9 protein-coding genes are annotated in these 13,244 nt (G+C 62.5%); 4 read left to right on the top strand and 5 right to left on the bottom strand.

Annotation, left to right across the window (positions count from 1 at the left end):
• Window positions 1–25: 25 nt before the first annotated feature.
• On the top strand, window positions 26–1,174 hold the full coding sequence (locus tag OKW39_RS42185; RefSeq protein ID WP_429565385.1) for a glycosyltransferase family 4 protein: 1,149 nt from the start codon (window positions 26–28) through the stop codon (window positions 1,172–1,174).
• Complete coding sequence (locus tag OKW39_RS42180; RefSeq protein ID WP_429565384.1) at window positions 1,175–3,229, top strand: capsular polysaccharide biosynthesis protein; 2,055 nt, start codon at window positions 1,175–1,177, stop codon at window positions 3,227–3,229.
• Between the two features lie 93 nt (window positions 3,230–3,322).
• Here the strand turns inward: OKW39_RS42180 and cyoD are convergent, their stop codons facing one another.
• The 5 genes from cyoD to OKW39_RS42155 form a co-directional block, all read right to left on the bottom strand.
• Complete coding sequence (gene cyoD, locus OKW39_RS42175; protein WP_090805900.1) at window positions 3,323–3,664, bottom strand: cytochrome o ubiquinol oxidase subunit IV; 342 nt, start codon at window positions 3,662–3,664, stop codon at window positions 3,323–3,325.
• Complete coding sequence (gene cyoC / locus OKW39_RS42170; protein WP_018425052.1) at window positions 3,665–4,270, bottom strand: cytochrome o ubiquinol oxidase subunit III; 606 nt, start codon at window positions 4,268–4,270, stop codon at window positions 3,665–3,667.
• Window positions 4,270–6,291, bottom strand: coding sequence for a cytochrome o ubiquinol oxidase subunit I (cyoB, locus tag OKW39_RS42165; RefSeq protein ID WP_429565383.1), 2,022 nt, complete (start codon window positions 6,289–6,291; stop codon window positions 4,270–4,272). The genes cyoC and cyoB overlap by 1 nt, the downstream gene beginning before the upstream one ends.
• A gap of 3 nt (window positions 6,292–6,294) precedes the next feature.
• A complete protein-coding gene (gene cyoA / locus OKW39_RS42160; RefSeq protein WP_187611323.1) occupies window positions 6,295–7,188 on the bottom strand; it encodes a ubiquinol oxidase subunit II in 894 nt (297 codons plus the stop codon).
• A 392-nt stretch (window positions 7,189–7,580) separates the two neighbouring features.
• On the bottom strand, window positions 7,581–9,137 hold the full coding sequence (locus tag OKW39_RS42155; protein WP_429565382.1) for an NADH-quinone oxidoreductase subunit M: 1,557 nt from the start codon (window positions 9,135–9,137) through the stop codon (window positions 7,581–7,583).
• A 686-nt stretch (window positions 9,138–9,823) separates the two neighbouring features.
• On the opposite strand from OKW39_RS42155, the gene OKW39_RS42150 reads away from it, so the two are divergent.
• Window positions 9,824–10,555 carry an ABC transporter ATP-binding protein gene (locus OKW39_RS42150; protein WP_090805906.1) on the top strand — a complete coding sequence of 244 codons (732 nt, stop codon included), beginning with the start codon at window positions 9,824–9,826 and terminating at the stop codon, window positions 10,553–10,555.
• Complete coding sequence (locus OKW39_RS42145) at window positions 10,545–13,124, top strand: FtsX-like permease family protein (protein ID WP_429565381.1); 2,580 nt, start codon at window positions 10,545–10,547, stop codon at window positions 13,122–13,124. Before OKW39_RS42150 ends, OKW39_RS42145 begins: the two co-directional genes overlap by 11 nt.
• The last annotated feature ends 120 nt before the right edge of the window (window positions 13,125–13,244 follow it).

The following is a 13,244-nucleotide window of genomic DNA, read 5'->3' as shown; positions in this document are numbered from 1 at the left end:
CTAACAAAACGTCACTGCATCCCACGTGTCAACCATCTTCCTGGACGTCACGCGCCTCCTCACGCGCCATTACGACGGGCTCTTGCCCACGGGCGTGGACCGCGTTGGTCTCGCATATATTCAAAAGTACGGCGCCAACGCACGTGCAGTCCTTAGCGAGCGCGGCTTTTCCACGGTTTTAGCCGAACGAGACTCCCAGCAAACATTTGCATGGCTTCTTTCATCCGCATGTAATCGAAAAGCGATCCGCGCATTAGTCATTCGCGCCTGCCTTAATCGCCTGCGAGAAACAAGACTCAGCGGAATTCTGTTGCACACAAGTCACAGCGGGATGGAATTCGGCCGTTATTACAGCGCAATGACAAAACGTCAAATCCGCCCCGTATTCATGGTCCACGATTTAATCCCACTAACTCACGCCGAGTATTGCCGCCCAGGCGTCGACGCAACGCATCGCCACCGCATGCATACTGCGCTGAAGCACGCGAGCGGCTTGATCATGAATTCCCAGGCCACCCTCGACTCGCTCGCGGCCGAAGCACATCGCGCTGATCTTCCCATGCCGCCGAGCGTAGTCGCACGCCTCGCCTCCGGTGTCACCCAGCGGCCGCTCGTCGCGCGCCCGCTGCCAACACCCTACTTCGTGATCCTCGGCACCATCGAGCCGCGCAAGAACCACTGGTTCATCCTGCACGTCTGGCGGCGTCTCGTCGAACAGCTCGGCGCAGCCGTGCCGAAGCTGGTGGTGATCGGCCGCCGCGGCTGGGAATGCGAAAACGTCGTCGATATGCTAGAGCGCTGCGAAAATCTGAAAGGCGTGGTGTTAGAAGAAGCGCACTGCTCCGACGAACAGCTTCATGCTTATTTGCAACACGCGCAGGCGCTGCTATTTCCGTCTTTCGTCGAAGGCTACGGCATGCCGCTCGCTGAAGCGCTCGCGTTGAAAGTGCCGGTACTCGCAAGCGATCTCGACGTTTTTCACGAAATCGCCGACGACATTCCCGACTATCTTGATCCGCTCGACGGCCCCGGCTGGCTCGCCCGCATTCAGGCCTACGCGCGCGCGAATAGCCCCGAGCGCGATGCGCAGCTAACGCGTATTGAACGTTTTCGCGAGCCGACGTGGGCCGAGCATTTCGAGCACGTCGACGGCTTTCTCGAGACGCTGCGTTAAATGAAGCAACACGTCGCTGAAGAACCGGCACCCACGAGCCTGGCAATCGATGTGCCCAGTATCACTCGCGGCTCGCGCACGCTGAGCGCATTCCGTGAAAGTTCAGAACATCTGTGGATCGATCGTTGGCATGGGCGCGTCGCGTTGCGATTCGCACGCGTAGGCGGAAAACGTATCCGTGCCGCGTGGCCTGGACCGGTTTGGTCACGCGGGCCTGCAGGCACGCCGTTCTTGTCGTGGTTCTCAATGCCTGTTGCCGATGCCAGTGCGGGAGCATTTGCCGCAGCACTCGATTCCGCCTTCGTCGCCGCAATCGAACACGATCGCAACGCCGGCGCATTGCCCGAGGTCGAGATCAAGCGACTGATGCAACGGTTCGCACGCAGCCATGCATCGACGCTGCGTCAATCGCAACCCGTCTGTCCCGCCGCATTGCTCGGAACCAGACGCACAACCCGCGTCCTGCTGATCGACGAGCGCGTTCGATCGAACGGGCTCGGCGCCATCGCAACGCACAACTCACGGCACGCCTTCGCGCGAATGCTGCAAACCGCGCGCAAGGCCCATCCGCAAGCCGAATTCTGGATCGCGCGATCGGATGATCCGGGCAGTGGGCACTGGCTTTCCGCATCAGTCGATGCCTTGCCGCCCGGCACCCGCCATCTCACCGAACACGAATCGTTGTGCGCCGCGCTGCCTCACGTCGACCAGGTCTATACGCTGGGCGCATCGGAGGGCATGCATGCGCTGCTGGCCGGCGTGCCGGTGCACGTGTTCGGCGCGCCATACTACGCCGGCTGGGGCTTGACCCATGACGACCTGCCCTTGCCGAATCGCACCGCGCGCCCCACGCTCGCCGCATTGTTCGAGGTGGTGTTCGTGCGCTTCACGCGCTATCTGAATCCGGTCACGCACGCGGCCGGCACGCTCGACGATCTGCTCGACAGCATCGAGTTGCAGCAAGCAGTCCAACAACGCTTCGCCGATCTGCAACCGGTGGCGGCGATCCGCTTCCAGTGGTGGAAGCGCCCGCTTGCGACGCCGTACATCAGCGCCGGCAACGCCGCGCTACGCTGGACACACGAGCCGCAATCCGTGCAAGCGCACGAATGCGCGGTGCTGTGGGGCGCGCGCAGCGCGGAAGGTCTTGTCCCCGAGGTGCGCCGCGTCAGAATCGAAGACGGCTTCTTTCATTCGACAGGTCTCGGCTCCGACATGATCGCGCCGCGCAGTCAGGTGATCGACCGCCGCGGCCTCTATTTCGACGCCAGCCAGCCGAGCGATCTCAGCGTGCTGCTCAACGAAACGGAGTTCAGCGAAGCAGAGTTGGAGCGCGCCGCGGCGCTTCGCAACAAGGTCGTGCAACTCGGCGTCACCAAGTACAACCTCGGCCGCCGGCGCCCTGCATGGACCGCACCGTCAGGCAAGCAAATCGTGCTGGTCCCCGGCCAGGTCGCCGACGACGCATCGATCCGCCTCGGCACGCGCGCAATCGGCACTACCGATGCGCTGCTGCGCGAAGTCCGCCGCCTGCGGCCCGACGCATTCGTCGTCTACAAACCGCATCCCGACGTGCTATCAGGCAATCGCAATGGTCTGATCGACGCGCGGCAACTCGCCGACGTCGTCGATACCGAAGCGGACCTGCTGTCGCTCGTCGATGCGGCGGATGAAGTTCACACGCTATCGTCACTCGCGGGCTTCGACGCGCTGTTGCGCGGCAAAGCGGTGTTCACCTACGGTCTGCCGTTCTACGCGGGCTGGGGACTCACCCACGACGCGCTCGCGCCGCTGCCGTGGCGTCATCGCACATTGACCCTCGACATGCTGTGCGCGGGCGTGCTGCTGCGCTATCCACTGTACTTCGATTGGAAAACCCGTCTCTTCACGACCCCGGAAGCCGTGGTCGAACAACTCGCACCACAAGCCGCACGGCCGCTCGAAAAAGTACGCGGCAACCGGATGCGGCCGCTTCTCAAAGCTTTTCGCTGGAGCCACAATGCAATTCGCCACGCCATATGGCTCCTTCAGCAAAAGCGCGCGCCACGAGCATAGTAAAAAAACAAACCGTCCAGACAAAACAAAAGCCCCGCAAGATCGAAATCTTGCGGGGCTTTTTTCCGAGGCTGACGCTAAAGCGTTATCCGCTTAGCGCGACATCATATTCATGCTGACGTTATGCAACACCCACAACGTCCCGCCAACCACGATAACAGCGGTCAGCACGGTGAACGCAAACGCCGTCACGTTCCAGCGCTGCGACGACGACGTGTTCATGTGCAGGAAGAACACCAGATGCACGAGGATCTGCACGAACGCGAGACCCGCGATTGCGAGTAACGCACTCTGGCCCGTCAACGTGCCGGTCATCACGATCGCGAAGGCCGCGACGGTCAGAATGACGGAAAGCACGAAGCCCGCCGTATAGCTGCCGAAGCTGCCGTGACCGCCTTCCGAGTGTGCGCCATGGGCGCTATGACTATGGTCCATTTAGATCACGCTCGCAAGATAGACAAAGGTGAAAACGCCGATCCACACGACGTCGAGGAAGTGCCAGAAAAGGCTCAGGCACGTCAGACGGATCATGTCGCGTTCGGTCAGGTCGCGATGACGCATCACCTGCAGCGCCAGCACGACCATCCAGATCAGGCCGAACGTCACGTGCAGGCCGTGCGTGCCGACCAGCGTGAAGAACGACGACAGGAACGCGCTGCGGCTCGGACCCGCGCCTTCGGCGATCAGGTGCGAGAACTCGCGCATTTCCAGCACGAGGAACGCGAGGCCCAGCAGGAACGTCACGCCGAGCCAGCCGAGCAGCACGCCCTTGCGGTTCTTGTGCGCGCCGAGCATCGCGAAGCCGTACGTGATACTCGAGAGCAGCAGCATCGTCGTTTCAAGTGCGACGCCCGGAATCTCGAACAGGTCCTTGCCGCTCGGACCGCCCGCGAACTGGTGGCTCATCACCGCGAACACCGCGAACAGCGCCGCGAAGATGATGCAGTCGGTCATCAGGTACAGCCAGAAACCGAACACCGAGTGCGACGGCACATGGTCCGGCGCGAGTTGCGGCTCAACCGCAATTGTCTTCTGTAACATCAGTCCACCTCCAGCGCGACCTGCTTGCCAGCGCTTGCGCCGACGCCGGCCACGGCACCAGCACCGCCGTTGCGATTCTCTTCAATCAGCGCAACAGTGTCGGCAGGAATGTAATAGCCGTCGTTGTCCATGAAGCTGTAGATGATCACGGTGGCGATCGCGCCGACCGCGCCAACGATCGCAAGCCACCAGATGTGCCACACACCGGCAAAACCGAGCACCAGCGAGAACAGACCCACCAACAGACCCGCGGACGTATTCGACGGCATGTGAATGTCGCGATACGCCGGCACTTTCACACCGCCCTTGCGCGACTTCATTTCGGTGAACGCGTCGAGCGAGCGGACGTCCGGGATATGCGCGAAGTTATAAGCCGGCGGCGGCGACCTCGTCGCCCATTCCAGCGTATGACCGTCCCACGGATCGCCCGTGAGGTCGCGGTTTTCCTTCAGGTTGCGATCGCGGATGCTGACGACCAGTTGCAGCAGTTGGCAAGCGATACCGATTGCGATCAGCACCGCGCCGAACGCGGCGGCGATCAGCCACGGATGCCAGGTCGGGTTGTCGTAGTGGTTCAGACGACGCGTCATGCCCATGAAGCCGAGCACGTACAGCGGCGTGAACGCAACCCAGAAGCCGATCTGCCAGAACCAGAACGCGGCCTTGCCGAGCTTCTCGTTCAGCTTGAAGCCGAACGCCTTCGGGAACCAGTAGTTGAAGCCGGCCAGATAGCCGAACAGCACGCCACCGATAATTACGTTATGGAAGTGAGCGATCAGGAACAGGCTGTTGTGCAGCATGAAGTCCGCGCCCGGAATCGCCAGCATCACACCGGTCATACCGCCGATCGTGAAAGTGATGATGAAGCCGATCGTCCACAGAACCGGCGTCGTGAATTTCAGACGGCCCTTGTAGATCGTAAACAGCCAGTTGAACACTTTGACGCCGGTCGGAATCGAAATCACCATCGTCGCGATGCCGAAGAACGCGTTCACGTCCGCGCCCGAACCCATCGTGAAGAAGTGGTGCAGCCACACGAGGAACGACAGCACCATGATCGCGCAGGTCGCCCATACCATCGTCTTGTAGCCGAACAGCGGCTTTTTAGCGAAGGTCGCGACGACTTCCGAGAAGATACCGAACGCCGGCAGGATCAGGATGTACACCTCGGGGTGACCCCATGCCCAGATCAGGTTCAGGTACAGCATCGCGTTGCCGCCGGCATCGTTCGTGAAGAAGTGCATGCCGAGGTAGCGGTCGAGACCGAGCAGCGCGAGCGTGACGGTCAGGATCGGGAACGACGCCATGATCAGCACGTTCGCGCACAACGAGGTCCACGTGAACACCGGCACCTTCATCCACGACATGCCCGGAGCGCGCATCTTCACGATCGTCACGAAGAAGTTCACACCGGTCAGCAACGTGCCGATACCAGAGATCTGCAGGCTCCACAGGTAATAGTCGACGCCTACGCCAGGGCTGAACTGCAATTCCGACAACGGCGGATAAGCGAGCCAGCCCGTCTGTGCGAATTCACCGATCACCAGTGAGATGTTGATCAGGATCGCGCTGACTGCCGTCATCCAGAAGCTCAGCGAGTTGATGAACGGGAACGCGACGTCGCGCGCGCCGATCTGCAGCGGCACGACGATGTTCATCAAACCGATCATGAACGCCATCGCCATGAAGAAGATCATGATGACGCCGTGCGCGGTGAAGACCTGGTCGTAGTGATGCGGTGGCAAAAAGCCCGGGCTCAGGTACGACAGCGCCAGTTGCATACGCATCATGATCGCGTCGGCGAAGCCGCGCAGCAGCATGATGAACGCAACGACGATGTACATGACACCGATCTTCTTATGGTCGACGGACGTCAGCCATTCGCTCCACAAGTAGCGCCATTTCCCGAAATACGTGATTCCGCCTAGCACCGCCAGCGCGGCGAGCACCATCCCGCCGCCCGCCGTAACGATGATGGGCTCGTGATACGGAATCGCATCGAGAGTTAGTTTTCCGAACATGAGTTACCCCTTAGGCGCGCAGTTGGCGTCTTTCATGTTGTCGATGACGTTGCCGTTGTTGTAGCGGGCAATGATGTTGTTGAAGAGCTTCGGATCGACCGTCGAGAAGTACCGCACCGGGTCCTTTTCGCTCGGCTCGGACACCGCGTGATAGCGGTCCATGTCGAGGCGGTCCGACGAAGCGCGGACCTTCGCAACCCAGGCATTGAAGTCTTCAGGCGACGTCGCGAGCGTGCGGAACTTCATGTCCGAGAAGCCCTTGCCGCTGAAGTTTGCCGAGGTGCCCGCGTAGTCGCCGGCGTGATCGGCGATCAGGTGCAGGCGCGTCTGCATGCCCGCCATCGCATAGATCTGGCCGCCCAGCTGCGGGATGAAGAACGAGTTCATCACCGTGTCCGACGTGATCCGGAAGTTCACCGGCGTGCCGACCGGGATCGCGAGCTGGTTCACCGACGCGATGCCGAGGTCCGGATAAATGAACAGCCACTTCCAGTCTAGCGCGACGACTTCGACGTTGATCGGTTTGACCTGCGACTCGAGCGGACGATACGGATCGAGCTCATGCGTGCTCTTCCACGTCAACACGGCGAGAAACAAAACGATCAGCGCCGGAATGGTCCAGACGGCGACCTCGATCGCGGTGGAATGCGTCCAACCCGGACGGTATTCGGCGTTGCTGTTCGATGCGCGGTAACGCCACGCGAAAAACAGTGTCATCAGAATGACCGGCACCACGACGATCAGCATGGCCCACACCGAAGTCGCGATCAGATCACGCTCCGCGAGTCCCACACTCCCCTTCGGATTCAGAATATCGAGGTTGCTGCAACCCGAAAGCAGCAACATGAGGCTGGCGGAAATGAAACTTGCCGGCCTTCTCAGCGTCCGTCCTTTCATATCCACTGCCTCGTTTTTTTGACTTCAACGAACGTCATTCGACGGCTCTCCATTAATAAGCGCTCGCATAATAGGGGGGCATCGGATGCTAATAAACACTCGATTTAGCAACGAACTATTGCGTCGCGACGCAGTGCGACACGTTGCCGCATTTCCCCGCGCACCCTATTCACCAGCGTCGTTTGCGACGCTTCGAAACGAAGCATCGAAAAGCTAACGCATCGCAAAAGTCCCCTGAAACAAGCGCTAAAAAATCGCTGGACGCGCAGCGGTTTTCGACGTACTGCAACACGCATGCATTCACAAAGGGATTGATAACGACGCGCAAAAGCGCAAGAGCGTCGCCGCATCCTGACGCGCGGATGCGACAACGACTCTTGCGCTCTGTTCTTTTAACCCGGAGTCTGCGTGGCGACGGGAACCGGTCCGGGCGCCGCTGCCTGCAGACGCTCGCCGCCCTCCGTCGGCACGGAGTCCGAAGGCAGCGCCGAGCGTTCCGATTGCGCGAGCAGCGTGGTGACCGACGGATCGATCGCATCGGTGAACGGCTTCGGGTCGAGACCGATCGCGAGCACCAGCAGCGCCAACGCACCGAGCAGCGCGAACTCGCGCTTGCCGAGGTCCTTCAGCTTCGCCACGCGCGCGTTGGCGATCGCACCGAAGATCACGCGCTTGTACATCCACAGCGTGTAGGCCGCGCTCAGAATCAGGGTGGTCGCGGCGATCGCACCGATCCAGAAGTTGAAGCGGATCGCGCCCATCAGCACCATGAATTCGCCGACGAAACCCGACGTGCCCGGCAGACCGATGTTGGCCATCGAGAACAGCATCACGAAAGCCGCAAAGCGCGGCATCGTGTTGGCGACGCCGCCGTATTCGGCGATCGACGCGGATTTCGTGCGGTCGTAGAGCATGCCGGTGCACAACAGCATCGCGCCGGACACCACGCCGTACGAGATCATCTGCACGATTGCGCCGGACTGGCCGAAGCGGTTGAAAACGAACAGACCGAGCGTGACGAGGCCCATATGCGCGACCGTCGAATACGCGAGCAGGCGGCGCATGTCGGTCTGCACGAGTGCGAGCAGGCTCGAATAGATCACCGCGACGAGCGACAGCGTGATCATCATCGGCGCGAAGAAATGGCTCGCTTGCGGCGCGATCGGCAGCGCGAAACGCAGCAGACCGTAGCCGCCGATCTTCAGCATGCCGATCATCACCGCGGCGCCCGTCGGGCCGTCGAGGTGCACGTCGGGCAGCCACGTGTGCAGCGGCCACATCGGCACCTTCACGCCGAACGCGGCAAGGAAGCCGAGGAAGATCAGCGCCTGCGGCACCATGTCGAGGTGCGCTTCGCGCCACACGGCGAGGTCGAAGCTATGCGTCAGGCTATACAGATAGAGCAGCGACATCAGCATCATCAGCGAGCCGAGGAACGACACGAAGAAGAACTTCACCGCCGCATACGTGCGGTTCTTGTGACCGTAGGTGCCGATCAGCAGATACAGCGGGATCAGCGTCGCCTCGAACGCAATGAAGAACATCATGCCGTCGAGGGACGTGAACACACCCTGCATGAAGCCCGACAGCATCAGGAACGCGCCGAAGTACTGCGCGGTGCGCTGCGTGATCGACTCCCACGATGCGATCACGATGATGATCGTCGTCAGCGCGGTCAGCGCGACGAGCCACAGCGAAATCCCGTCGATTCCCACATGCCATGCGATATCGAACGTCGGCGACCAGCGGACGTTCTCGACGAACTGCATCGAGGTCACGTCGTTACGGAAACTCGCCACGAGCGGGATCACCGGCAAGAAACCCGCCACCGCGCCGATCAGCGCGAGCCAGCGTGTGCGATTACGCGCCGCGTCCGACCCGGCGCGCAGAACCACGAACCCGGCGACGATGGGGATCCAGATGAGAAGACTTAGGAGAGGCAATGGCATGTGCTCTGTCAAAACTTGAAGTACAAAACGCCGCGTCAACGCCCCCTGAAACAAGCAGACATTGAAATGGAAATGTAAGTTGTAGTTCGCTGAAATTGACGCGTGGCGGGGATTCCCGCTACACGTTTACCCGCAGCCGACTGACCAAGGGTGGGAGATTACCAAGATAAGAATAATTTTGCATCGCAACAGCCGCGAAATCCGCGCCACAATACATTGTTGCAACGTGGGCGCTTGCAAAATGGATCGAAATGTGCGCTTGCACATTGTTACAAAGGCGTCGTTAGGCCTTGGCAGTTTGGCAGCAAAAGCTGGCAATTAGCCGGAGGTTGGCCGCTGTTAGGCATTCGCTGTTTATGGGGCTGGTTCGACTGGAACGGATCGTGCTGTCGAGTGCTTTTTGACGGCCGCGGACGAGCGGCAACCAAACAAAAATTTGCCTCGTCGGCGATAAAAAAATTTTTGTGCGAGCGGTCTAAGCCGACCGGCGAGGAGGTCGCTAGCGGTGCCGCGCGCCTCGATCAAGGTGCGCTGAAAATGTTCCACTCCAGGCGCACGAATCTTCCGTTTTCCTTACACAGACCAGCGCCGCGCCATGGTAACTGCTGCAGAAACTCGCGCGGCGAGGCACACTCAATTCGCGCAACGGGCTCCCCTCGCCCGACTCCTTTTCCGGACCTCCTCGCATGGCGCTTCGTGACGACGTCGTACCCGCACTCGAATGCCGCGGCCTGAGCAAGCGGTACGGCACCGGCCGCATCGTGCTCGCGCAGCTCGACTTCACACTCGCTGCGGGCGAGTTCGTCGCGATCATGGGCGATTCGGGCGTCGGCAAGTCGACATTGCTCAACCTGATCGCCGGGCTCGACCGCGCCGATAGCGGCAGCGTGCTAATCGACGGACGCCCGGTCGAACAACTCGACGACAACGCCGCGACGCGACTGCGGCGCCAGAAGCTCGGCTTCGTGTTCCAGGCGTTTCACGTGCTGCCGCATCTGACGCTCGCGCAGAACGTCGCGCTGCCACTGCTGCTCAATGATCTACCGACGGCCGCCGCGCTCGACATGCTCGCGGCGGTCGGCCTCGGCGGACGCGGCGACGACTTTCCGCGCGATCTCTCCGGCGGCGAATTGCAGCGTGTAGCCATTGCACGCGCACTCGTGCATCGTCCGACGCTGCTTCTCGCCGACGAACCGACCGGCAACCTCGACCCTGCCACCGCGCGCGACGTGCTCGGCCTGTTCCGCGCGCAATGCAAGGCGACCGGCGCGGCGACGATCATGGTCACGCATTCCGAGGCCGCGGCCGCCGTGGCCGACCGCGTGTTGATCCTGAGCGACGGCGACTTGCATGGCGCGCGCGATAAGGCCGCGAACGTCGCGCACGCCGCGGCCCGCTCGACCCACCATGGCCGTTGACCTTCGTCCACTGCCGCGCGCGCCGGGATATCGTGTTCTCGCGCGCTGGCTGATGGTCGCGGAATGGCGCAGTCATCGCGGACGCGCACTCGTCGCCATCGCGACGATCGCGCTAGGCGTCGCGCTCGGCTACGCGGTGCAATTGATCAACAGCGCCGCCTTCAACGAATTCTCGGCGGCCGCGCGCAGTCTGTCAGGCGAAGCGGATCTGCAGGTGCGCGGCGCGCAGCCTTTCGTCGACGAGTCCCTCTATCCGCGACTCGCCAACGAACCGGGCGTGGTGCTGGCGAGTCCCGTGCTCGCGCTCGACGTCGGGGTGCCGGGCCGCACCGGTGCACTGCCCGTTCTCGGCATCGACGTCTTCAAGGCGAGGTCGATCACGCCCGATCTGATCGGCGTGCCCTCGCCTGATCGCCCGTTCGACACGCTCGCCTCCGATGCGATATTTCTGTCGACGGCCGCGCAGCAATGGCTGAACGTCAAGACCGGCGACGACGTCACGCTACGCATCGGTACGTCGGATCTGCATCTGCGCGTCGCGGGCGGGCTCGTGCGCACGCGGCCGGGTCAACGGCTCGCGGTGATGGACATCGCCGCCGCGCAATGGCGATTCGGCAAGGTGGGCAAGCTGACGCGCGTTGACGTGCAACTCGCACGCGGCGTCGATCGGCAACGCTTCAAACGCGATCTGCAACAGCAGCTCGGCAGCACATGGGTAGTCGCCGAGACGCGCGACACTGAGAGCCGCACCGATCGCCTGTCGCGTGCTTACCGGATCAACATGAACGTGCTCGCGCTGGTCGCGCTGTTCACGGGCGCGTTCCTCGTGTTTTCGACTCAGGCACTCGGTGTCGTGCGACGCCGATCGCAATTCGCGATGCTGCGCGTGCTCGGGCTCACGCGAGCTCAGCTATTGCGGCAGATCCTGCTTGAAGGCGCGCTGCTCGGCTTGCTCGGCTCGTTGTGTGGACTTGCGCTCGGCTACGCGATGGCCAGCGGTGCGCTGCGCTTCTTCGGCAGCGATCTCGGCGGCGGCTATTTTCCGGGCGTGCAACCGCGAGTCGGTTTCGAGCCGCTCGCGAGCGTGGTGTTTCTCGCGCTTGGGGTCGCGGTGTCGGTGTTGGGCAGCGTAGCGCCCGCTATCGACGCGGCGCGCGCACGGCCTGCCCCGGCACTCAAGGCCGGTGCCGAGGAAAGCGCATTGGCGCGGCTCGCCACGCCGTGGCCGGCGTTCGGCTGTTTGCTGGCGGCCGCCGCGCTGACGCGCGTGCCGCCGTGGTTCGATGCGCCGATCGCCGGTTATCTGGCGGTCGCGTTGCTGCTCGTCGGCGGCATTGCGCTGATGCCGCGCGTGACCGCGCTGATATTCGGCGCGGCAGGCCGCGCGCGCGGCACGCGACGCCGCGCGGGCGCGACGGGCACGCTCGCGATTGCGCGTCTCGCGAATGCGCCGGGGCAGGCGTCGATCGCGATGGGCGGCGTGCTGTCGAGCTTCGCGCTGATCGTCGCGATGGCGATCATGGTGGCCAGCTTCCGCGTGTCTGTCGACGACTGGATCACGCATCTGCTGTCCGCCGATCTGTACGTGCGCGTAGCGTCGGGTGGCAATAGCGGCGACAGTGGCGGCTTGCGGCCCGACGAACAGACACGCATCGCGACGGTGCCCGGCATCGGCAACGCCGCGTTCGCGCGCATCACACATCTGACGCTCGATCCCGCGCGCCCGGACGTCGCGCTGCTCGCCCGCGAAATCGACGCGACCGATCCGGGCGCGACTCTGCAGATGACCGGCGCGGTGCTGCCGCCGTCCGCGCTTCGCGCCGGCGACATACCTATTTGGGTCTCCGAAGCAATGATCGACCTGTATGGGTATGAGTTAGGTCAACGTGTGCGGTTGTCGCTCGGCGAGCATATCCAGACGTTCGTCGTAGCCGGCGTCTGGCGCGACTACGCGCGACAGAGCGGCGCGATCCAGATACGGCTTGCCGATTATCGGCGGCTGACCGGCGACTCCACCGCAACCGATGTCGCCGTGACCGTCGAGCCGGGCGTGAGTGTCGAACGCGTCGTCGCAAGTTTGAAGGCGCTGCCGTTCGGCGCTTCGCTCGAGGTGTCGCAACCGGGCGAGATCCGTGCGCGCACGCTGGTGATCTTCGATCGCAGTTTCGCGGTCACGTATCTGCTCGAGGCGGTGGCGATCGTGATCGGATTGTTCGGCGTCGCAGCGACGTTTTCCGCGCAGACGCTCGCGCGCGCCCGTGAGTTCGGGATGTTGCGCCACGTCGGCGTGACGCGCGCGCAGATTCTCGCGATCCTCGCTTCGGAGGGCGGTCTGCTCACCGCATGCGGCATTGCGCTCGGTTTCGCGCTTGGTTTCGCGATCAGCCTGATTCTCGTGTTCGTCGTCAATCCACAGTCGTTTCACTGGAGCATGTCGCTGCATGTACCGTGGTTCGTGCTGGGCACAGTCGCCTTGGTAATGCTGGTGCTGTCGTGTACGACGGCGGTGGTCGCGGGACGCGGTGCGGTGTCGGTGGATGCAGTGCGCGCGGTGAAGGAGGACTGGTGATGTCAGTTGCGCGGCGTGCGTGGAAAATTCGGTTGATCTGGGATAGCGCGGCCATTCGCGAGGTTTGCTCTGCGCTTGATGGCTGCGCGACGTGCATCGCGCGCCGACACGGCGGGTCAC

The sequence above is a fragment of the Paraburkholderia sp. MM6662-R1 genome (assembly GCF_050436245.1).
Taxonomy (GTDB): Bacteria; Pseudomonadota; Gammaproteobacteria; order Burkholderiales; family Burkholderiaceae; genus Paraburkholderia; species Paraburkholderia tuberum.
This window is presented reverse-complemented; position numbering and strand designations above follow the sequence as displayed.

Excerpts from the sequence above, each read along its gene's own strand:
- OKW39_RS42145 (WP_429565381.1), top strand. The coding sequence starts at position 10,545 with ATGGCCGTTGACCTTCGTCCACTGCCGCGCGCGCCGGGATATCGTGTT.
- OKW39_RS42155 (WP_429565382.1), bottom strand. The coding sequence starts at position 9,137 with ATGCCATTGCCTCTCCTAAGTCTTCTCATCTGGATCCCCATCGTCGCC.
- cyoB (WP_429565383.1), bottom strand. The coding sequence starts at position 6,291 with ATGTTCGGAAAACTAACTCTCGATGCGATTCCGTATCACGAGCCCATC.
- OKW39_RS42180 (WP_429565384.1), top strand. The coding sequence starts at position 1,175 with ATGAAGCAACACGTCGCTGAAGAACCGGCACCCACGAGCCTGGCAATC.
- cyoC (WP_018425052.1), bottom strand. The coding sequence starts at position 4,270 with ATGTTACAGAAGACAATTGCGGTTGAGCCGCAACTCGCGCCGGACCAT.
- OKW39_RS42150 (WP_090805906.1), top strand. The coding sequence starts at position 9,824 with ATGGCGCTTCGTGACGACGTCGTACCCGCACTCGAATGCCGCGGCCTG.
- cyoA (WP_187611323.1), bottom strand. The coding sequence starts at position 7,188 with ATGAAAGGACGGACGCTGAGAAGGCCGGCAAGTTTCATTTCCGCCAGC.
- cyoD (WP_090805900.1), bottom strand. The coding sequence starts at position 3,664 with ATGGACCATAGTCATAGCGCCCATGGCGCACACTCGGAAGGCGGTCAC.